This is a genomic window from Actinopolymorpha singaporensis (genome assembly GCF_900104745.1).
GTDB lineage: Bacteria > Actinomycetota > Actinomycetes > Propionibacteriales > Actinopolymorphaceae > Actinopolymorpha > Actinopolymorpha singaporensis.
In genome coordinates this window covers 2036331-2057931 of the sequence record NZ_LT629732.1, presented here as the reverse complement: position 1 = coordinate 2057931, position 21601 = coordinate 2036331, and the positions used below count along the sequence as shown (strand labels likewise).

Below are 21601 nucleotides of genomic sequence, written 5' to 3'. Positions count from 1 at the left end.
GCCATCGATGCTCACATCGCGACCATCGACCATGAAGACAGATGAGGACAGGCAGGACGCCCCACCCCACGGGGGCAGGGGCGGGGCGCCACGAGCACGGTAACAAAACGGGTACACGTCGGGGGCGTCAACTCCACCGGGCTAGCGTTCGCCGTCGGGCCCTGACGAGGGGTTCGCCCCTGAACGCGACCCACACGCCAGGTCTCCATCAGCCTGACCAAGCTCCTACCGGGCCGGTCGGTGAAGGGCCTCGGCGCCGGGCGACTCGAACAGGTCGCTGATGGTGTCCCCGGAGGCGTTCGGCGCGTGCTCGTCGGCGTCGCCGGACGCGTCTCACCGCTCGAAGTCACCGTGCCGGAAGATTGTGAATGTGTAGGTCTTCGCGACCAGACCAGGCCGGCTCCCCACCACGCGGTCGCGCCGAGCAGGGCGACCACGACGACGGGCAGCCAATGGCCGGTCATCGCCCCGGCGACGACGGTGGGGACCAGCACGACGAGCAGGAGCGCGATGCCGACCGGACGGAGCCGGCGGCGGAGGCGCAGAACCGCCCCTGGCCTAATACCTCGATGCGCGGAACCGGTCCAACCAGATCCACAATGCCTACGCGTGCCGGTCCACGAAAAACACCAACAGCCGCGTGCAGTTCGGTCGTCCCACTACACGTGAGCGGCTTGAAATCCTGTCGATCAACGTGGATCCGGTTCAAGGTGAGCGACGCACGATTTCATGCCACGCCACGACCAACCCGGCCGTTACCAGAGAGAGTCCATGCAGTCTGACCAGCGGAAACGGGCGGAGCCGCCTGTGGGAATCGAACCCACGACCTACGCATTACGAGGCAGCACGGAGGCTGTTTCGGCGTGGCTGGTGGGCCTTGTTCAGGCGTGTGTGGCCGTGGTCAGGTGGTTCCTGAACGGGCTCGTACGGGTGGGAATTGAGACCACAACTGAGACCACGCGCGGCCAAGTCGAGGCCAGCTACTCGAGCGGTCGGCACGCTTCGATCAAGTCGCCTAGCGACAGGTCGCAAGGGTTGAGGTCCATCGTCGGCGACAACGGCGCGGTCGCTGCGCTGATGTACCCGGCCAGTTTGTCGCGCAGCGCCTCCGGTTCGAGGTTCCAGGTGCTCGCGACCTCGATCCTGCCGTCCGTGGTCGCGCGGAGCTGGAGCCGGCGGCCGGCCGCATCCCACAACTGGTACTCGTCGTCCAGGACGGCGACCCACTCGACGTATCCGGTGAGCTCGACCACTGAGTCGAAGACACCGACCCAGTTGCCGCGGTCGATGGCTACGAGTGGGAGGTTCAAGGCGTCCACCTCCTCCGGTGCCGACGACGGCTTGATCATGGCACCTGCGAGAGTGGCTTGGACCCGGAACAGCAGACGTGCAGAGGTCGGGCGCAGCGTCACGGACCGTTCGTGGACTGACCCGCTCCATGCCATCAACGGGCGCGACGGTCGGGTGAGCGCGTTTGCGCAGGTCAGCAGGTTCGTAGTGATCACGGTTGGATACCTCCGGCCGGCCTGGCTGCTGTACTTCTCTGCTGTACGCGACCGCTCCGCCGGGCGGGTCTCGACGGACCCGCTGCGCCGCTGTGGGCTTGATGCGACTAAGTTGCAACTACGTGCCTTGTGCAGCGAGACTGTCTGGGTGCGCGGTGGCTGGCCCACCCGCTTCCGTTCCGACCCGCGAGGACTCATGGTCACTGACACTCAGACGACGACAGTCCGCAGAGCACTCGCCGGTGGCCTTCGGAAGGGCTTCACGCGTGGCGAGTGGGGTTCGCAGGGTGGGATGACCGGGACCGTTCTGCTGCTGCATGTGCTGGGGTGGGGGGTGCTGCTGTTGGCGGTCGCGCCTCGGGAGTATCACCTGGGTGGTGCGGGTGTGTTGGGGGCTGGGGTCGGCCTGACCGCCTATCTGCTCGGGGTACGCCATGCCTTCGACGCCGACCACATCGCCTGCATCGACAACACCACCCGCAAGCTTGTCGGTGAGGGCACATCCTCGGTCAGTACCGGGTTCTGGTTCTCCCTTGGCCACTCCTCGGTGGTGTTCGGCGCGAGCCTGCTGCTGGCGCTGGGAATACGGTCGGTCGCCGGCGTGGTCCAAAACGACCAGTCGCAGGTCGGGCAGACACTCGGCCTGGTCGGCACGATCGTCGCCGGTGCGTTCTTGTTACTGATCGGCCTGATGAACCTCGTCGCTGTCGTCGGGATCGCGAAGGTATTCCGCGGGATGCGGGCCGGTCGGTTCGACGAGGAGGAGCTGGAGCGCCACCTCCATAATCGTGGTTTCCTCGCCCGGTTCCTGGGGCGGGTGACACGGCGGGTGTCCAAGCCCAGGCACCTGTATCCGGTGGGGCTGTTGATGGGGCTCGGTTTCGACACCGCCACCCAGGTCGCACTGCTGGTGCTTGCCGCCGGCTCCGCAGCGTTCGTTCTGCCCTGGTACGCCATCCTCGTTCTTCCGGTCCTCTTCGCCGCCGGGATGAGCCTGTTCGACACCGCGGACGGGGTGTTCATGTCCCGGGCCTACGGCTGGGCGTTCCTCAAACCGGTCCGCAAGGTGTTCTACAACCTGACCGTCACCGTGCTCTCGGTCACCGTGGCGCTGGTCATCGGCGCCCTGGTCCTGCTCGGTCTGCTCACCGACCAGTTGGGCATCGACTCCGGGCCCCTGGCATGGTTGGCCGGGTTGAACCTCGAGTACGTCGGCTTCGGCATCGTCGGACTGTTCGTACTGACCTGGGCCATCGCCCTGACGGTTTGGAAGGTCGGCCATATCGAACAGAAATGGTCCACCCGCACCGACCCCGACCAGGCCGCCTCACCATCCTGACCACGACACCAGCGGCCGCGGTCCCGCCAGCACCTCGCTGGTCAGCGTCGCACGAGGGGCGGAGGGTTTGGCCGGTGTCCTCGCTTGGTCCGGGAGGCCGGCGGCCCGTAGCCTTGCCCGGCGCGGTGGGCAGCTTGGCTGCCCGCCCGTAACCGCCCACCGTGGGCCGCCGGCCTTAGGGTCCCGGACCAAGCGAGGTGGCTAAAGCCTCCGGCCCGGCACCACCCACACGCATCTGGTCCCGCGAAGCGGGACGTGATGAGGGTCGCCAGTCTTGCTGGCGGCCCTCTTGTCGCGCCCAGCCGCGCCGGCCGACCGGGCGCCGAAGGCGCGGAGGGAGAGCCGGCGCCGTTGGGGCGGGCGCGCGGCGGCCGGTGGCCGCCCTTGAAGACGTAGGGAAACTCCTCACCGGTTCGGGGATGAGGTTCTGTCCTGTCCCAGTAGGTGCTTGACGGTGGTGTGTCAGTAGGTGCTTGACGCTGCACACCGCCCGGCTCCGCCCTTGCGGGCGGCCGTGGACGGCCGTCCTCGGGCTCGCCGGGCGGAAGCCTCTGGGCCCTCACTCAACGAGAACCCAGGGGCGCTCCCCCTGACCCCCGTCCTCCCTAATAGAGGCAGCGCCGGGTCGCCCTTGCGCTCGAACTGGCGGCCGATGCTGTGAGGTCCAGATTATTCACCTAGAAGCCATTGGATCCCTGTGCGCTTGTGCCAATGGCCGCCGGAACGGATGTGGTCGACGAAGGCCCGTTGAAGAGTGGTGTCTTGGGGAATGCGCACCAGGTGCTCCTCGCTGAGATCGCCACTCTCAGGTGTTCGGACCTGCAGTCCAAGCCGCATCATTTCCCGGTCTCCTTCGCTCACGTCGTCCATCGGCAGGTGAGGTATGAGTTGCCACCGATGCTGGAACCGCAGGAGGTTGGAGTCCGGCTTCAGGTAGTCACGTAGCTGCGGATCCAGCATCCACGACTTGCAGACCAGGGCAGAAACCGGCTCGTCGGGGTAGTGCCTGGCAAAGAAGGTCAGCGCGTGATCGATCGAGGCCACAGACTCCTCCTCCACGAGCGGCCCAATCGGCGGAATGTGCACCTGGAGTGCGAATCCGGCCAGTCCGTCACTGAAGGCCATCTCTGTGCGGGTGAAGCTGTGTCGGCCGATGCCGAGATCGATCCCGCAAAATGACTGCGGCGGCCCCCACAGCGGGAAGAGCCCAACGCCCCGAAGCCCGGTGACTTCGTAATGGCTACTCATCACTCCGCCAAGGTCATTGACCGCGTCTCGGGTCGTTGCCTCCGAGATTCCGCGCCGCCGGTGCACACCGATTAGGTCAGGCACTGCAGCCAGCAGCGCCCACGCGTAGAGAAACATCCCGACCGGACCGGAATCCTCGGGGACCGTCGGCCAGGATGTGTAGCCATTGGCGGGCAACGGGCGATCCATCCGGGTCCGTAACTCGGCCACCGTCCCGCGCAGCAGCCACCACCAGTCAGGATGCTGTACAGGATCGGGGCGTGCCTGCAGCATCGCCGCCTGGTCCGGTTCGCTGACTGAACAGAACTCGAGGAGTTTCTTCGCCTCGCCATCCGCAGGCAGTTGGATGTCTGGACCGATCGGCATTAGCGCCAACCGGTTCTGGTCTGAGTCGGGCATGCCCAACCTGGCAGCTAGATCGTGCGGCAAACGAGCGGATTCCGAAGTGGTCATGCTCTCGATCCCAGCACAAGACATGATCAGGATGCACGACTCGTGTGACGAATGACACACCACCCAGCCCGTTAGCCGGTTGCTCGGCGGGTGAAGCTGCGAGCCAGTCGGCGTCGGGTGTGGTGACGATGACGTCGCTGATGTCATGCAGGCTTGCGCTCGTTGGCTTTGAGCTGGTCGATGATGCCGCGGGCGTCGTCTTCGGACTTTCCGAGCCCGACCCAGCCGGTCATGATCTGCCCGTGGTCGCTCAGTCCCACCCAGCGGCCTCGGGCGCTGTCGCCGTGGGTGTGCAGGACGATGTAGACGGTTCCCTTCGAGTGCACTGATCCGTCGGCGGCGGTGTACCAGCCCATCAGGATCTCGTTGTCCCATAGCCGTAGCTCGCCGCTCCACATGTAGCCGCCTTCGGCGGAGCTGCCGTGGGTCGTGGTGACGACGTGGATGAGCTCGGCCTGCTGGTCGATCCTGATCTCCTGGGCGGTGACGTGCTGTTGGTGGTCCTTCGGCGTCTGCCAGGAGGCCCACCAGTCACCGGTGAGGTTGACGCGGTGGGTGGGCATGCCGGCGAGTTCGGCGAGTGAGATGTCCAGTGCCTTCGCGATGGCTACTGCGACGGGAAACACCGGCTGTTGTTCGCCTGCTTCGTATCTCCTGATCTGCCGCATGTGGACGCCGGCTGCCTGTGCCAGCTGTGTTTGTGACAAGCCCAGCTCACGACGCCGGATACGAAGCACCTGCGACATTTCCATGCCTACATCTTCGGCGGGCGCGTTCTTCCTTGACAACTGGACTCATCGGTCCCACCATGGTTGGGCTGTCCGCTGAGCGGACTTGCCGGCCCCTTTCTTTGGGCAACTTCGTTACGCGCGGCTCGCCGTCAGATCGGCTGACCATCTGGGAGTCGGGCGCGTAGACGGCGCCACACGGTGGCGTGTGGTGAGGCGTGGTGCCTCCTTTCCTTTGATTCCAGGTAACGGACCTCGGTGTCCTGCAGTTTCGCCTGCAGTCCATGGCGAACGAACCTGCAGCGACACCAACCACGCTCACCAGACGAAGAAGGAAGGCCGGCATGGCCGTGCGTTCGTATCACGTGTGGGGCGCCGCGTGTGACTCCTGCGACGCCGAGTTCGAGACCAGCCACAACGAGCTGCCCTGCGACCGCGAAGACCTTGCCGACTTCGGCTGGGTTGTCGACGGCGCCAATGCCCTGTGCCCGGCCTGCGCGGCCCGGGAAGGCACCCGCCCCGAAGACCGCAAGATCACCCACCTGTCGACCAGGCGGGGCGGGTGACCGACTCGACCACGACCATCACCACCGACACCACCACGGTGCCGGGGCCGGTGGCCGCTGCCGAGGCCACCGCCAAGAACACGGGCATCCTGCGCCTGGCCGACTACGACGAATGGCTCGCCGGACGCGCCGAGCTCGTCGACGACCAAGACCGCTTCACCAAGCATTCGGCGATGCGGCGTGCCACCCGCGACGACTACGGCCGCTGGCTGTCCCACGTCCACTCCGCCGCCGGCTGCACCAACCCCGTCCGACTGGCCGGGAAGTTCCGTACCGCGACCGTCAACACCGCCACCGGCGAGGTCACCGGTCAAAGCCTGGAGCGGTCGACGGTCGACATGCCGGACGGGGTGATCTACAAGGCGTGCGGCAACCGCAGGGCGTCGGTGTGTCCGTCGTGTTCGGAGATCTACCGGGTCGACGCCTACCAACTCGTCCTCGCCGGCATGCGCGGCGGCAAAAGCGTCCCCGAGACAGTCAGTGGGCATCCGGCGGTGTTCGCGACCGTCACCGCACCCGGCTTCGGTGTCGTGCACACCACCCGCACCAACAAGAAAACCGGGAAGCCCGCACCGTGCCGGGCGAGGCGTACTTCGGAGGTCTGCCCGCACGGGGTCGAGACGCGTTGCATGACCCGCCACAGCGAGGGTGACGAGCGGCTCGGCCGGCCCCTGTGCGGCGACTGCTACGACTACGACCACCACGCCGTCTGGAACGGCCTGGTCGGCGAACTGTGGCGCCGCACCACCATGAAAGCCAACCGCGAACTCGGCAAGTGGGCCCGCCGCCACGGCCTGACCGAACGCGTGGTCAACCCGTCCACGGGCAAGGTCACCTCGAAGGTGCCGGTACGGATCAGCTTCGGGAAGGTCGCGGAGTTCCAGCGCCGCGGCCTGGTCCACTTCCACATCCTCGCCCGCTTCGACGGCATCCACCCCCTCGACCCAGACCAGGTGGTGGCACCGCCGGAGTGGGCGAACGTGTTCCTGCTCTCCTGGATCCTCGAACACGCCGTCGCCGACACCGCCTGGCGCACACCGCCCCTGGTCGTTTATGGACGCCGTGGGCGCCTCCTCGTCGACCGGCCCGACGGGTGGCTACTCCGCTGGGGTGAACAGGTCGACCTCCGGCCTGTCCGGCTGCGGGGGGAGGACCCGCTCACCGGTGAACGGGTCGTCGACGAGCTTGACCAGGCCGACCAGACGGACAAGCAAGGGCGCCGGCGGCTCCTGTCCGGACCGGCCGTCGCCGGCTACCTGGCCAAGTACGCCACGAAGGCGACGGAGGTGGCCGGGCACAGCTCTCGCAAGATCACCGAGGAGTCCATCGACTTCTATGCCAACAGCACCCACCCCGGCCGGATCATCGAGGCGTGCTGGCGGCTCAGCCAGAAGGGCCGCCAGCCCGCGGACGAGTAGCGGGACAGCTGGTACTACGCGCTACGCAGGTGGGCGCACATGCTCGGCTATGGCGGCCACTTCTTCTCCAAATCCCGCCGCTACTCCACCACCTTCAAACGGCTTCGCCAAGCACGTATCGACTACCGCAGGGCTCACCACGAGTCGTCGGAGCACCTTGAGGAGAACGAGGTCCTGGAGGTCATCGGCGAACTCGTCTACGCCGGTACTGGCTGGCACACCACCGGCGACGCCATGCTCGCCAACACCGCCGCCGCCATGGCCCGCGAACAACGCCAGACCGGACGGCTGGAGATCGCAACGTCGGGTTGACATTCGCCAGACAACGAAGGGAGACACACGATGGAAGGCAAGGACCACAAGGTGACGGTGCCCGTGACGTTCCTTCTCACGGCGGAGGAGACCGCGCAGGCGTTGAGGATCTCGCGTACGTCGGTGTACGAGTTGATCAAGACGGGCCAGCTGGACAGTGTCCGTATCGGCCGTCGACGCCGAATCTCGGTGGCTGCGATCGAGAGGTACGTGGCTGGTCTGGCGAACTCGATTCCGGCCGCCTGAGGTCGGCGGCGATGGGACGAGCACCGAACCTGCATTCCTCCGTCTACCTCGGTAGTGACGGCTGGTGGCATGGCCGTGTATGGGTCGGCTACCGAGACGACGGTCGGCCTGATCGGCGTCACGTCCGGGCACGAAGTAAAGCCGAGGTACGGAAGAAGGTGCGCCGTTTGGAACGGGACCGGGACCGCGGAACGATCAGCAAGGCGGGCCGCGCTCCGACCGTCCGGGAGTGGATGACGGTGTATCTCGACGACATCGCGGCCAGGGAGTTGGCGCCGAAGACGCACTACGACTACTGGTCGAAGACTCGGACCTGGATACTCCCTCACCTCGGCGGTGTGCGGTTGGACCGTCTGCAGCCGGAGCAGCTCGACCGGCTGTACACGCGGATGATCGACGTAGGAAAGGCGCCGAGTCATGCGTTGAAGGTGCACCGGATCCTGTCCCGGGCGTTGGAGGTGGCGCTTCGTCGCGGCAAGGTCAGCCGTAACGTGGCCCGGCTCGTCGACGCTCCCTCGGCGAGGCCACCGGCGATGAAGGCCTTCACCGAGGATGAAGCTCGCCGAATCCTGCGGGCATCCCGGGGTCGCCGTAACGCCGCACGATGGTCGGTTGGCCTGGCCCTCGGGTTGCGCCAGGGCGAGGTCCTCGGCCTGCGCTGGTCCTACCTGGACCTCGGGCAACGGACGGTCAAGGTGTTCTGGCAGCTGCAGCGCACCGCATGGCGACATGGTTGCGAGGATCCGCACGCCTGCGGGGCTCGCTTACACAAGACGCGGCCGTGCCCGTCGGGCTGTGCCGTGCATGCGGAGGCGAAGCGAGGATGTCCGCCGGTATGCCCGAAGGGGTGTACGCGGCACGCGTCCAGGTGTCCGCAGCGCCGCAACGGCGGTCTGCTGTTCCGGGAGCCGAAGGGCAAGAGCCGGCGGACCGTTCCGCTGCCGCCCGAGCTCGTCGAGGTGCTCCAGGCCCACCGGTCGTGGCAGGAGCGGGAGCGGGTCACCGCGTCGAATCTGTGGGAGGACCACGACCTGGTGTTCGCGCAGCCCAACGGCCGGCCGATCGACCCGCGGGACGACTGGGAGGAGTGGAAGACGCTGCTGAAGATGGCCGGGGTCGGAGATGCTCGGGTCCACGACGGCCGGCACACGGCCGGGACGCTGCTCCTGGAGCAGGGCGTCGACATCCGCGTGGTTCAGGAGATCCTCGGGCACTCTGACCTGAGGGTCACGCAGGGCTACACGCACGTCGGCTCAGTGCTCGCTCAGGACGCGGCAGCACGGATCGGTCGGGCCCTTTTCGGGGGTGCGCAGTGAGCCCAATTGAGACCACAACTGAGACCACGAGGCCACGACGGTTTGGTCGGCCTACTGTGGCGACCGAGTTTCCGCAGGTCAGAGGCGATTTTGGGTGGAGCCGCCTGTGGGAATCGAACCCACGACCTACGTATTACGAGAACCGCCGCCAACACCCAATTAGCCCTCCACCAGCAACTTCACCCCCACGTACTCCCCCACGAACCCCACCGTTTGCCAACGGCTGACACCACTTCATGCCACAAGCCATGCCACGAACCAAGGCCACCTGGTACAACGGCACCTGACTCCACTCCGCACTCGGCTACCTCACACCCACCGAGTACGAACACGCCAACGCTGAGCAGTTCACCGAACAGATAGCCTGACCAAGCCATCAACCCTATCCGTCAAAGCGGGGCAACCCCAGTCGGCAGAGCATTCCCCGCCCCGGACATGACGGTCGGCCGCACGCACATGTGGCAAGCGGCGAGGGTCATCGGAGTGGACACGCGGGCGCCCGCGCGGCTAGCGGCGAGGTGGGGCGTGTTGACCGCTGTGCGGCGGGAGCCCTCTTAATTCGCGGGTTCTCACCCTTGGGCTACGGCCGTCGCCCCCGACGGGGGTCGTCTGTTCTGCGGCGCCGGTCCGGACCGCCCGTCCGCGCAGGCATCTCGCTCACCGCACCGCCGCGCTCGTGAGCCCGCACGACGCGGCGTCGGACGACCTCGTATGTTCGGATGGATCAGCTCGGTGCGTGTTGCCTGTTGATCGTCGCCGTCCGTAGACTCCGCCGGACAAAACGACGATGGGGGATCGAGGATGCGACGGAGCGCCACCCTGGGGCTGGCGGGGATCGTCCTGGGCGCCGTGGTGCTGGCAGTGCCGCCGGGCGCCTCGGCTGCGGACGTGCAGACCAGCTCGGTCACCCGGGAGGGCCACGCCGTCAACCGCTACCGCGTGGCGACGCCGAAGACGGCCGTGACCGGCACGGGCACGACACGGGCGGACTTCGACGGCGACGGCATGGACGATGTCGCCGGCGCCGCGTACATCTTCCGGTTGCAGTGGTCCCCGGAGTTCCCCGGCAACGAGACGGTGATCGTCCGCTACTCGTCCGCGCCGTACACCGATCACCTCACCAGCCAGTTCATCAACGGCTGCTTCGGCTATGCCGTGGCGGCCGGCAACTTCAACGGGGACCGGTACGACGATCTGGTGATCGGTGCACCGTGCGAACCGGACAGCGCGACGGACCCGACCCCCGCCGGCGGCGTCTGGATCGTGCCGGGGGGCCCGGGCGGCCTCGCCTTTGCCAACACCGTCCACATCGACCAGGACACGGCCGGGGTGCCGGGTGTCTCGGAGGACGGCGACCACTTCGGCGGTTCCCTTGCGGCCGGCGACCTCACCGGAGACAGCCGCGACGATCTGGCCGTCGGGGCACCGCAGGAGGATCTCGGCGGCGACCGCGACGCCGGCTCGGTGACCGTCCTGCGCGGCGGGGCCGCCGGCATCACCACCAGCGGTGCCGTCAGCCTCAACCAGGACCTGGCCTCCGTGCCCGGCGCCGCGGAGTTCCAGGACTCCTTCGGCGCCAGCGTCGCCATCGGCCGGGTCGACCGGGACGCGTACGCCGACCTGGTGATCGGGGCGACCGGTGAGAACGAGGGCGTCGACAACGGTAGCGGCATGGTCACCCTGATGCGCGGTGCCGCCACCGGTGTCGCCTCATCGGGAGCCACGGCGGTCACCGGCCAGCGGGCCGCCGCGGCGAGCGGCCAGGCCCATACCGTCTTCGACTACTTCGGCAGGACGGCGACCGTCGCCGACACCAACGGCGACGGTTACGGCGAGGTGATCGTCGGGGTGCCCACGACCAACGCCGGGACCACGGTCGGCTCCGGCGCCGTGGCCGTGTTCGCCGGCCGGTCCACCGGCCTGTCCGCCACCGGCATCCGGGTGCTGCACCAGGACACCGCCGGAGTGCCCGGCGGTCGCGAGGCGCAGGACCACTTCGGTGCATCGGTCGACGCGGGTGACGTGACCGGCGACGGCAGGGCGGACCTGCTCGTCGGCGTGCCGGGTGAGGACCTGGGCGGTGCGGTCGACGCGGGTGCCGTCGTGCTGCTGCGCGGTTCGGCGTCGGGGTTGACCGGCACCGGGTCGCAGGCCTGGGACCAGGGTCACGGCAGCGTTCCGGGCGCCGCGGAGAGCGGCGACGGATTCGGCCACGTGGTGGCTCTGCTGAATCTCGACGGCAGGGGTGGGCTGGACGCCGTCGTCACGTCGCCCGGCGAGAAGATCGGCGGGGAGCCGGCCGAGGTCACGGCAGGTTCCGTCACGACGTTCGGCGGCGGTTCGAGCGGCCTTTCCCCGAAGACCGCCTGGTCGGGGGCCAGCCTCCGCTTCGCGGACTTCTACCTGGACTCGTACGGGCACCAGATCGCCGAGCGGAGCAGCCGCTCCTAGCAATCATCTCCCGTGAACTTGACACCGTTGAGGTGATCCGGCTGAGCTCCGCTGGTCGACTCGGCCGCCTGTGACTCGTTGTGGTTCATCGACGCTGACCGTGTGAGGTTCATCGAGCAACCCATCAGCCGCCGCTACCTAACCCAGGATGACCGGATCGAAATTGCCGAAGGCCTGGCGGCCGGCGAGCCGGTCAAGTCGATCGCTGCTCGGATCGGCAAGAGCTTCCAAAGCGTCTATCGGGAGATCAAGCGCAACAGTACGCCCGACGGCCGTTACCAGCCGTGGTTCGCCCACAACCAGGCCCACCGGCGTCGGCGCCGTGCGAAGCAGCACCGGTTCGTCATCGACGAGCGGCTGCGGCTTGTCGTTGCCCGCAAGCTCGAGCTGCAATGGTCTCCGGTGCTGATCGGTCGATGGCTGCGTCGACGCTGGCCAAAGCGGCGCTCCTGGCACGTCTGCACCGAGACCATCTACGAGGCCGTCTACCGCGGCCTGATCGTCGTCACCGACGCGATGACCCTACGGACAGGCCGTACCTATCGACACCGGCGCGGCAGTCCCCTTCACGCTCGTCATGATCTTGGTTGGATGCGTCCTGACCGGCGTTGAGTGGGTGTGTTGGCGTCACCGTTGGCGTCTGGACTGGGTGCTGAGTGGGCCGGCTGTGGCTAGGTCGGCAAGGTTGGATGCGGTGTCCCCGGTCCGGACGCGCGGCAGGGTTTCTGTGTCGGTCCTGACGTACCAGGGGATGGGGGCTGGTTCAGCGGTCGGTCGGCCCATCACCCACGCGGCGGGGTTGGTCGACAACGGGCTCGCATTTGTCTGTGGTGAGGCGTTCGGGGTCCTCCTCGTCCCGCTGATCCTCGGCTGCTTCTCGTTGGTCAGCGGCGTGGTCCCGCTCGTCGCCTGCATCGTCTCGATGACTGGAGACCTGGTCTCGGTGGTCGGCGGCCTCGTCTCGGTGGTCGCCGGCTTCATCTCGTTGGTCGGCGAGGTGCTCGCGTCTGCGGGTGATGTCTTCGCGTTCCTCGAGGTGCTCTTCGTACTGCTCGGCGTCCCGGGCCCGTTGGTCGGCGGCCCGGTCTCGCTCGTCGGCGGCCCGGTCTCGCTCGTCCGCGTATCGGTTGCGGTCCTCGGCGTTGATAGATCCCGTCTCTACAAGCTTGCGTTCGGCTTTGGCGGTGAGTCGGCGGGCGTGTGCTTGGACGGCGCGTTTGTGGGCGTCGGCCCGTGCCCGGTCAGCCGTGGCACGCTCGTCACGCAAGGAGGCAGCATCTTGGTGTTCTCGCGAAGATCGCGCTTCCTTGGCAAGGGTCCACGCCCTGATGCGGTGCTCAACCGCACGACTCCTCAGCCGCGCGGCGAGCATTCGCAGCTCATTCGCTCGCTTGCGCAGTTTCTGCGCGATTCGCTGCCATCGAGCCATTTCGGGCCCTTGCCGGGGCCAGATCCTGCGCCGGCCAAGGCCTTAAAGCCTACGCGCAGACCGAGCGCAGGGGCCGCTCAGACCACGCGGCACGTCGTTCAGATCGGGGACTCGAACTCCAAACCCGCGGACTTGATCAAGACGGCTGCCCCCAGTGTGCGTTATCTCGCGAACGTGGCCGCGGCCTGGGCCGTCGTCACCCTGGTCATGATCATCTGTTGCCTTCAGTGGTGGACTGGTTGCGTCCAAAGGTGTGGGTCCGGTGTGGCACCACAAGGGTCCCCCCACCTCCCCATCCGTCGAACAAGTGTGCGAGTGGGCGCGTATGCTGCTGATCGGGCGGGAGGGCCGGCACCGATACTGGGCCGGGGATCGGCCGTAGGGCCCTCCTTGCCCACCATCGGGTTACGGAATCGGTGCAGAAGTGACGGAGAGATCGCCGGACCACCGGGACCGTGCCATTGCTCAGTTCCTTATGACGCTGTCCACCGCGGCGGCCGAGCTGGCGGCCGCCTTCACCGCCGCGCCGACAGCACAGCCGGACTTCAAAGACCGGCTGGTCGGTTCGATGCAGAGGCAGGTGGCGGCGCTGCTCGATGTGAACGGCGAGGAGGGCGTGTCACCGCGCCAGATCACCGAGATGCTCGGCCGGACCGATGACGGGAACGTACGCAACACCCTCAACCGGTTGCGCGAGCTCGGCGTGGCGGAGCTTGTGCCGGGTTCGTCGTGGCCGCAGCTGTGGCGGCCCACAGCGCTCTACCGGAAGCCCTCGGACAGGGCCGACACCTGAAGGAGCGCCTGACGGCAGGGCTGATGGGTCTAGCGGGTGTGCTGGCTTGGGCGGAGAGTTCGGGACCCTCGAGAGTGTCTCGGCTCGGGGAACAGACTGCTGTCCCCGCAGCTTGGGCGAATCATGCTGGGAGCTTCGCATTACAAGGCAGCACGGAGGCTGTTTCGGAGTGGTCGGCAGGCCTCGTTCAGGCGTGCATGGCCTTGCTCGGATGGTCCTGAACGAACTCGAACGAGTAAGAACTGAGACCACACCTGAGCTCGGCACCAGCTACTCAAGCGGCCAGCACGCTTCGATCAGGTTGGCGAGCGAGAGTTGATGAGTCCTGGTACGTCGCCGGCGACAGCGGCGCCGTAGCCGCACTGAAGTACCCGGCCGGTCTGATGCTCAGTACTTCGGGGTCCACGTCCCGGGTCCTCGCGACCTCGATCTGGCCGCCAGCGGTCGCCGCCGTCGAGCCGGGCGGTGCCAGCTCGGCCGGACGATACCCTGCGCGGATGCGCGATGAGGCGGTTCAGTCAGACCCCACGGTCGCACCTCCCTCGCGCGAAGTGCTTCGTCTGCCGGCTTTCGCCTTCTTCTGGAGCGCCTCGACGATCCGTGCATTCGGAGGTGCGATCGCAGGCGTCGCGTTCCAGATCCTGATCGTCAGAACCCTTGACGCCACGCCCGTCCAGATCAGCATCTTGAGCGCGCTCGGCGTCGTCCCGTACCTGTTCCTCGGGTTGATCATCGGTGCACTGATGGATCGGTGGCGCCGGCAGCGGGCACTGATAATCACCACCGTCGGCCGCGCGGTGACTTTGGCTTCCGTGCCGGTGCTGTTGCTTACCGACACACTCAACTTCTGGTCACTCGCGACCGTCGTTCTGGTGCTCGGCGTCCTCACATTGTTCGGGGACTCAGCCGCTCAGCCGTTCCTGCCACGTATCGTTCCGAGGAACTCGCTCGTGATGGCGAACGCTCGGCTCGGTCAAAGTGAAACGGTCGGGAGCACGGTCGGGCCTGCGCTGGGTGGAGCACTGCTCAACCTGGTGGGCGCGCCGATCCTGTTCGCATTCGAATCCGCCATCAATGCAATCGCGGCTTTCCTGCAGTCTCGAATCAGGGTCGACGAGCCGGGACCAGAGCCTCGTCCTCACGGCCGCCATCTCGGCCACGACATCGCGGAGGGGATGCGGTACACGTACCAACATCGGACACTCCGCCCGCTGGCGATCTCCGTGCACACCTGGTTCCTCGCGAACAGCATCGTGTCTACGGTCTTCGCGGTTTTCGTTCTCCGCGAGCTGAACATGCCAGCATGGGCGTACGGCGTCACACTCGCCGCGGGTGGTGTAGGTGGCTTCCTCGGTGCGCTTACCGCACCTGCAGTCGGTGCGCGAGTCGGGGCGGGACGGGCGATCCTCCTCGGCCGAACTCTGGTCATCATCCCCTGGCTCGCGCTCGCCGTCGCGCCGCTCACCGCGAGCACTGGCGTCGGCGTCGCGCTGGCCGTTGTCTCGGTCGCCCAATTCATCTATTGCCTCGCCATGGGCATCGAGGACGCAAACGACACCGGGTACCGTCAGGCCGTTGCGCCAGACGCCATACAGGGGCGCATGAACTCAACGATCCGAACGGTGAACCGAGTCATCTACTTCTTCGGTGCCCTCCTCGCAGGGCTCCTCATGACCTTCCTGGGCTACCACCTGACGATCGGCATCGGAGCGATCATCTTCACCTTGGCTGCACTCGTCGTGTCGGTGTCCCCACTACGCAACGCGCGACACGAGGACGACAACGCCTCGGTGTCGTCCTGAGTATTCGAGCCCGGCCACCCAACCGCTGGCTCCTGAGCCTGCGATGCGCTCTGCGGCTGACAACCCTGAGCGGGCCGGCGGGTTTGGCCGGTGTCCTGGCTTGGTCCGGGAGGTCGGACCAAGCGAGGTGGCTAAAGCCTCCGGGCCGCCAGCAGCCAGGCACGGTTCTGGTCCCGCGGAGCGGGACCTGATGAGGGTCGCCAGTCTTGCTGGCGGCCCTCTTGTCGCGCCCAGCCGCGCCGGCCGACCGGGCGCCGAAGGCACGGAGGGAGGGCCGGCGCCGCCTGGCGGGCGCGCGGCGGCCGTGAGGCCACCCGCTACAAGGCCTACACCGCCCCGGAACGGGCACAGCAGGCCTAGAACCCGTTACCCCTCAACTGAAGCCGAAGCGTCACCCATCATCTGGCACTAGGCAGTCGTCCAAGACATCGTTCAAGACATCTGTGATCCGACGACTGATCCGCGACACATGTCCGCCAGCTGATGTGCGACGGCCTAGAAGTCTGAGAACCGCCAACGCACTGATCTGCCGAGATCCCGATCATGCAGGACGGCGCCGGGGCCGGCGTACGCCTGCGACGACTACCGGCCCCTTGGGCGCCCCGGGCTACTTTCCGCTGTAGACGGGGAATGCGCTGTGGTCGCCGTAGTCCTGGAACCGCAGGCTGCGCAGGATGTCCATGTCCTCGTCCGAGATGACGAAGTCGACCTTGGCGTTGTCGCGCATGTGGTCAGGGTTGGCCGTCTTCGGCAGCGACACGGTGCCGAGTTGGATGGTGTAGCGGATGCACAGCTGTGGGACGGTCACTGAGTAGCGCTTCGCGATGGCGGCGACCTCTGCGTTCTTGAGGATCTCGCCATGGGCGATCGGTGAGTGTGGGCCTGGACGAGGATGCTCTTGCTTTCGCAGTAGGCGATGAGCTCGGCCGGGGTGTTCCCCACGTGCACGAGCAGCTGGTTCACCTGAGGCGCCACCGTGCAGGTCCCGAGGATGTTCTCCAGGTCTCGCTGCTCGAAGTTGGAGACGCCGGTGGATCCGGGCTTAGCAGGTGTGCTGCGCCGGGTTCGCTAGCGATTATCGGAGTGTCGCGCGGCGCGGTTCGGAGGCCCTGGGCCCTTCCCGTACGGTCGCGAACGGAGCTGAATGAGACGGGAACTGAGACGGACGGTGCCCGGTGCTATCCAGCCAGCGGAAGAAGTCGACGATGTTGGCGAGCCTGATTCTGCGGTCCTTGGCGACGGTGTGACATCTGGCCAGTCGTCTAACGGTCTGCTCGTGGCGCTGAGCGTCACTCCAGAGGTCCTTCGTGCACTGCCAGGCGGCCACATGCACATGCCCAGGCCGCGTGCGCACAGGTTGGCGGCGTCGCCCTAAGGTGGGTTCATGGACAGAGCCCGAGCGCTCCGTCTTCTGGTCGTGGGATGCCAGATCTTGGGCGTGGCCGCCGCCTGGTACGCGACTGGCAAGTTTGGCCTGATGTTTCTGGGTACGGGACACGGTGTCCGCCCTTGGTGGCCTGCGGCGGGCGTTGCCCTTGTGGGGCTTCTCCTGTTCGGCCCGATTGTCACCCCGGGCATCTTCGTGGGGGCCTTCCCGATTGAGGCGACGATCCCTGGCGTCCCGTTGGCCTCCGCCCTGTTGACCACGGTTGGAGTAACCCTGGCGCCTCTGTGCGGGTACTTTCTGCTCCGCAGAGTCGGATTCAGGATCGAGCTGGACCGGATCAGGGACGCCTTGGCGCTGGTGTTGCTCGCTGCCTTCGCCGCCACGACGATCAGTGCAACCTTCGCTGTCGGCGCGCGGGTGATCTTTGGGGGGATCCCATTCTCGCTTGCCAGCTGGTTGACGTGGTGGACCGGGGACGTGATGGGCGTCATTTCTGTCACACCGTTCTTGCTGTCCCTTCGGAATCGGCGGTGGCGTGACCGTCCATTGCGCCGGAGCCAGTGGATCGAGATTCTCGCCCTGGTGATCGGCTCCTTCGTTGTCGTCTTACTGGCCACCAAAACGATCGGAACCTTGTACGTCGCGTTCGTGTTCGTCGGATGGGCGGCATGGCGGTTCCGACTTGTCGGTGCATCCTCTTGCTCGTTGCTCGCCTCACCCAATGCGCGCTGGCATCCCGACGCAAAAGCCATGATCGTCAGCGAAGATCAGCGTCTCGTCTCGTCGACAACCCGCAGGGAGCGCTACTCCGGTGCGGGACGCGTTCGCCTCCCGCACCTCACCCGTGGCCAGCCCACCGTCATGCCCCGACGCCTGGCGGCGATCCGGTCGTACACGCCCGACCTGAGGGCCAGGGCGTCAACGTCGCCCGGTAGCCGTCTCCATGCGCTGACGGCGTCGGACTCGAAGGCTGCCGACGGCGAAAGAGCGTTTCCCGCCTATGACGCGGTCTCGCGCTGCGGCTGTGAAGTTATCCGGCGGCACTGCCACCTCGGTGGGCGCCGTCGTCCCGGTCGAACAGGACCAACCAACACCACGCCCTGGCGGTCAAGCAGGCTGGCGCCGTAGCGGCGGGTGAGTTTGAGGCGCCGCAGACCAGGCCGAATCCCCACCACGCGGTCGCGCCGAGCAGGGCGACCACGCCGACGGGCAGCCAACGGCCGGTCATCGCCCCGGCGACGACCGTGGGCACCAGCACGACGAGCAGGAGCGCGATGCCGACCGGAAGGGGCCGGCGGCGGAGGCGCAGAACCGCCCCTCGCCTGCTACCTCGATGCGCGCAACAGCCGCGTGCAGTTCGGTCGTCCCACTGCACGTGAGCGGCTTGAAATTCTGTCGATCAACGTGGCTCCCGCTCAAGGTGAGCGACGCACGATTTCATGCCACGCCACGACCAACCCGGCCGTTACCAGAGAGAGTTCATGCCGTCTGACCAGCGGAAACGGGCGGAGCCGCCTGTGGGAATCGAACCCACGACCTACGCATTACGAGTGCGTCGCTCTGGCCGACTGAGCTAAGGCGGCAAGTGTCTCGAAGACACGAGGGATGAGCATACCGGGCGCCTCGGCCGGGCTCGTCACCCCTCCGGGCACTCGGTGCCCGAGCGCGGCGGCTTGCCGTCGATCAGGAACCGGTCGACCAGCTGGTCGATGCACTGGTTGCCCTGCATGTACCCGGTATGTCCGTCTCCGTCCCTTGTCAGCAGGACCCCGGAGTCGAGCTGCTTGGCGAGCCGGACCGCCCAGTCGTACGGCGTGGCCGGGTCCCGGGTGGTGCCGATCACCAGGATCGGGGGCGCGCCCTTGGCGTGGATCGGCCCGGGCCGGCCGGTCGGCTTGAACGGCCACGCCGCACAGCTCAGTGAGCCCCAGAGGATGTAGCTGCCGAACCGCGGCGAGGCCTTCTCGAACGCCGGCTGCTCGGCCCGCGCCTGGGCGACCGACTTGAGATCGGGCCGGTCGAGGCAGTTGACCGCGACGATCGCCTCCCCGGAGTTGTTCCGGTAGGTGCCGTTGGGATTGCGCTCGACGTACTCGTCGGCCAGCGCGAGGAGACCACTGCCGTTGCCCGCCAGCGCGGACCGCATCGCCGTCCGCAGCCGCGGCCAGTACTCCTTCACGTACAGCGGCATGATGATCCCGGTGACCGCCAGCGACTGCGTGAGCTTGCGGGAGGGGTCGTTGGTCTTCAGCGGAGTCTTGTCGGTCCTGGCGAGGAAGTCGTCGATGGTCCGGTACGCCTCGGAGACCGACGAGCCCAGCGGGCAGTCCTTGCGGCTCACGCAGTCCTGGATGAACGCCCGAAGCGCCACCTCGAATCCCTTCGCCTGCTCAAGGCCGAGGGCGCGGGCGCTGAGCGTCGGGTCGATCGCACCGTCGAGAACGAGGCGCCCCGCGCGCTTGGGGAACAGCCCGGCGTACGTCGCACCGAGGAAGGTTCCGTAGGACTTACCGAGGTAGGTGAGCTTCTTGTCGCCGAGCGCGCTGCGCAACACGTCCATGTCACGCGCGGCATCCTTAGTGGACACGTGCCCGAGCACCGCACCGCTGCGCGCCTTGCAGCCGTTGGCGAAGAAGCGCGCCTCCTTCATCAGGTCGTTCTGCTCCGTGGTGTTGTCCGGCGACCCGTCGATGGCGAGGTAGTGGTCCATCTGCTTGTCGGTCAGGCAGTCGACCGGCGCGCTCTTGCCGACCCCTCGCGGGTCGAAGCCCACGATGTCGTAGCGGGCGATGACGGGCTTGCTCACCACCCAGGGCGCGGCGGCGGCGTACTCCACTCCGGACCCGCCCGGGCCACCCGGGTTGATGACGAGGGAGCCCAGCCGCTTCGCTCGGTCTCTGGCGGGCAACCGCAACACCGCCAGCTCGATCGACTGGCCGCCCGGCCGGCTGTAGTCGAGCGGCACCCGAAGCGCGGCGCACTGGAACGACGCCCCGCTGGTGCACTTCACCCAGTGCAGCTTCTGCTCGTAGTAGGGCCGCAGACCGGCGGGCACGTCGGAGGGCATCGGCGCCGGCTCGCCGGGCTCGGCAGTGGCAACGGGCCCGGCCGCCGACCTGGAGCTGCCGCCGTGATCCTGCGTCCGGCCGGCCGAGTCACTGGCGCGGGGCGCGAGAGCGCAGCCGGTCGCCACCATCAGGATCAGCACCGTCAGCGCCGCGAAGAGCTGCTTTGCGCTCTTTTGTCGCACCCGTCGTCCACCCTTCGGCGTTCGTTCCTGCGGCCACCCTACGAGATCCCGCTGGGTGGCCCGTCCCGTCTTCCACAGGTGGCCGAGGCGCAGCCGGGGGGAGCCGGGGTCAGCCGGGGGGAGCCGGAGTCAGCCGGGGGTGTTCCACAAAGCGATGGTCATCGACTCCGCGGCGAGCAGCGGAGCGACGTTTGCCGTGATCGCCTCCCGGCAGGCGAGGATCGCGTCGATCTGGCGGATGACCTGCTCGGGCCGGGTCGCGGCGGCACGGCGTTCGATGTCCTCGCGCAACTCCTCGTTGACGAGCTCGGTCCGGGCGCCGAGGGCCAACGCGAGCACATCGCGGTAGTACGCGGTCAGGTCGAGCAGGGCGCGGTCGAGGGCGTCGCGTTGCAGCCGCTTGGCGCGGACCTTCTGCTGCTCCTCGAGGTCCTTCTGCGCGGTCTGCAGCTGCCGGGGACGGGCACCGCGCCCGCCGCTGCCGCTGACGCCGTACGCGCGTTCCAGCTCGAGCTTCTCCGCGCCGTCGAGGTCGGCGGTGGCCTCCTTCGCCTCGGTGGCGGCCAGCTCGACCAGTTGCGCGGCCGCGGTCAGGCAACTGGCGAGGTCACGCAGGTTGCTCGGCACCGCGAGCACCTGCTGCCGCCGGGCCCGCACGTCCTCCTGGGTCGCGAGGGCCCGTGCCCGTCCGATGTGTCCCTGCGATGCGCGCGCCGCGAAGGCCGCCACGCCGGGATCCACGTCGTACCGACGTTGCAGGACCTCCGCGACCGCCGACGTAGGAGGTGTACGCAGAACCAGCAGCCGGCAACGGGACCGGATCGTGGGTACGACGTCCTCGACGGTCGGCGCGCACAGCAGCCAGACCGTACGCTCGGCCGGCTCTTCCAGGCTCTTCAACAGCGCGTCGGCAGCCTGCTCGGTGAGCCGGTCGGCGTCCTCGACGACCAGGATCTGCCAGCGCCGGCCGACCGGAGACATCGCCGACTTGCGGACCAGCTCGCGGATCTCGTCGACCCGCAGGCTGAGCTGCTCCGTGCGGACGAGCGTCACGTCGGGATGCGAACCGGTGAGGGCGGTCCGGCACGCCGAGCACTCCCCACACCCGCCCCGCTCGCACTGCAGGGCGGCGGCGAACGCGCGGGCGGCGTTCGAACGCCCGGAGCCCGGCGGTCCGGTGAGCAGCCAGGCATGCGTCATGGCCGACCGCGACCGATCACCGGCCAGCCACGCGGCGGCTCCCGTGGCGGCCGGGCGGAGAACCGCGACGGTCGGCTCCTGGCCCACCAGGTCTGCCCAGACACCGGTCATGGGTACGTCGGCGGGGCTGCGTTGGCCCGCGTCGCTGTCGGCCTGTC

The 21601-nt window shown here is 67.5% G+C and carries 16 protein-coding genes, 1 tRNA gene and 1 pseudogene; 10 read left to right on the top strand and 8 right to left on the bottom strand.

Annotation, left to right across the window (positions count from 1 at the left end):
- Window positions 1–980: 980 nt before the first annotated feature.
- Window positions 981–1349, bottom strand: coding sequence for a hypothetical protein (locus BLU27_RS09325; RefSeq protein ID WP_092652429.1), 369 nt, complete (start codon window positions 1347–1349; stop codon window positions 981–983).
- On the opposite strand from BLU27_RS09325, the gene nicT reads away from it, so the two are divergent.
- Window positions 1288–2844 carry a Nickel transporter NicT gene (gene nicT, locus BLU27_RS09320; RefSeq protein ID WP_479683696.1) on the top strand — a complete coding sequence of 519 codons (1557 nt, stop codon included), beginning with the start codon at window positions 1288–1290 and terminating at the stop codon, window positions 2842–2844. The two genes, BLU27_RS09325 and nicT, sit on opposite strands and share 62 nt — an antisense overlap.
- A gap of 669 nt (window positions 2845–3513) precedes the next feature.
- On the opposite strand, the gene BLU27_RS09315 is transcribed toward nicT, so the two are convergent.
- Entirely contained in the window at window positions 3514–4545 is a 1032-nt protein-coding gene (locus BLU27_RS09315; RefSeq protein WP_157728362.1) for an acyltransferase domain-containing protein, read from the bottom strand.
- 143 nt (window positions 4546–4688) lie between these two features.
- Complete coding sequence (locus BLU27_RS09310) at window positions 4689–5297, bottom strand: helix-turn-helix transcriptional regulator (RefSeq protein WP_197681751.1); 609 nt, start codon at window positions 5295–5297, stop codon at window positions 4689–4691.
- Window positions 5298–5617: 320 nt separating this feature from the next.
- Between BLU27_RS09310 and BLU27_RS09305 the strand changes: the two genes are divergently transcribed.
- From BLU27_RS09305 to BLU27_RS09280, 6 genes and pseudogenes are all read left to right on the top strand, one after another.
- The gene (locus BLU27_RS09305) at window positions 5618–5839 is read left to right on the top strand and encodes a hypothetical protein (protein WP_092652421.1); all 222 of its coding nucleotides are present in this window, start codon (window positions 5618–5620) and stop codon (window positions 5837–5839) included.
- A gap of 173 nt (window positions 5840–6012) precedes the next feature.
- Window positions 6013–7569, top strand: a pseudogene (locus BLU27_RS09300) (replication initiator).
- Between the two features lie 30 nt (window positions 7570–7599).
- Window positions 7600–7815 (top strand): helix-turn-helix domain-containing protein, encoded by a 216-nt coding sequence (locus BLU27_RS09295; protein ID WP_092652419.1) that lies wholly within the window; start codon window positions 7600–7602, stop codon window positions 7813–7815.
- Between the two features lie 167 nt (window positions 7816–7982).
- Window positions 7983–9131 carry a tyrosine-type recombinase/integrase gene (locus tag BLU27_RS09290; RefSeq protein ID WP_197681748.1) on the top strand — a complete coding sequence of 383 codons (1149 nt, stop codon included), beginning with the start codon at window positions 7983–7985 and terminating at the stop codon, window positions 9129–9131.
- Between the two features lie 801 nt (window positions 9132–9932).
- A complete protein-coding gene (locus BLU27_RS09285) occupies window positions 9933–11582 on the top strand; it encodes an integrin alpha (RefSeq protein ID WP_092652415.1) in 1650 nt (549 codons plus the stop codon).
- A 102-nt stretch (window positions 11583–11684) separates the two neighbouring features.
- Entirely contained in the window at window positions 11685–12194 is a 510-nt protein-coding gene (locus BLU27_RS09280; RefSeq protein WP_157728360.1) for a helix-turn-helix domain-containing protein, read from the top strand.
- Between the two features lie 151 nt (window positions 12195–12345).
- Here BLU27_RS09280 and BLU27_RS09275 read toward each other — a convergent pair whose 3' ends face one another.
- Complete coding sequence (locus BLU27_RS09275; RefSeq protein ID WP_092652411.1) at window positions 12346–12849, bottom strand: hypothetical protein; 504 nt, start codon at window positions 12847–12849, stop codon at window positions 12346–12348.
- A 637-nt stretch (window positions 12850–13486) separates the two neighbouring features.
- On the opposite strand from BLU27_RS09275, the gene BLU27_RS09270 reads away from it, so the two are divergent.
- Both BLU27_RS09270 and BLU27_RS09265 read left to right on the top strand, forming a co-directional pair.
- Window positions 13487–13804 carry a helix-turn-helix domain-containing protein gene (locus tag BLU27_RS09270; protein WP_092652409.1) on the top strand — a complete coding sequence of 106 codons (318 nt, stop codon included), beginning with the start codon at window positions 13487–13489 and terminating at the stop codon, window positions 13802–13804.
- Between the two features lie 497 nt (window positions 13805–14301).
- On the top strand, window positions 14302–15606 hold the full coding sequence (locus tag BLU27_RS09265) for an MFS transporter (protein WP_092652407.1): 1305 nt from the start codon (window positions 14302–14304) through the stop codon (window positions 15604–15606).
- 607 nt (window positions 15607–16213) lie between these two features.
- On the opposite strand, the gene BLU27_RS30300 is transcribed toward BLU27_RS09265, so the two are convergent.
- A complete protein-coding gene (locus tag BLU27_RS30300) occupies window positions 16214–16459 on the bottom strand; it encodes an aldo/keto reductase (RefSeq protein WP_241828003.1) in 246 nt (81 codons plus the stop codon).
- 531 nt (window positions 16460–16990) lie between these two features.
- On the opposite strand from BLU27_RS30300, the gene BLU27_RS09255 reads away from it, so the two are divergent.
- The gene (locus BLU27_RS09255; RefSeq protein ID WP_092652405.1) at window positions 16991–18121 is read left to right on the top strand and encodes an MASE1 domain-containing protein; all 1131 of its coding nucleotides are present in this window, start codon (window positions 16991–16993) and stop codon (window positions 18119–18121) included.
- Between the two features lie 381 nt (window positions 18122–18502).
- Here BLU27_RS09255 and BLU27_RS09250 read toward each other — a convergent pair.
- The 3 genes from BLU27_RS09250 to BLU27_RS09240 form a co-directional block, all read right to left on the bottom strand.
- Window positions 18503–18576: transfer RNA gene (locus BLU27_RS09250), tRNA-Thr, on the bottom strand.
- 53 nt (window positions 18577–18629) lie between these two features.
- The gene (locus BLU27_RS09245; RefSeq protein WP_241827874.1) at window positions 18630–20243 is read right to left on the bottom strand and encodes an alpha/beta hydrolase; all 1614 of its coding nucleotides are present in this window, start codon (window positions 20241–20243) and stop codon (window positions 18630–18632) included.
- Between the two features lie 129 nt (window positions 20244–20372).
- The gene (locus tag BLU27_RS09240) at window positions 20373–21554 is read right to left on the bottom strand and encodes a DNA polymerase III subunit delta' (protein WP_092657451.1); all 1182 of its coding nucleotides are present in this window, start codon (window positions 21552–21554) and stop codon (window positions 20373–20375) included.
- Window positions 21555–21601 lie beyond the last annotated feature (47 nt).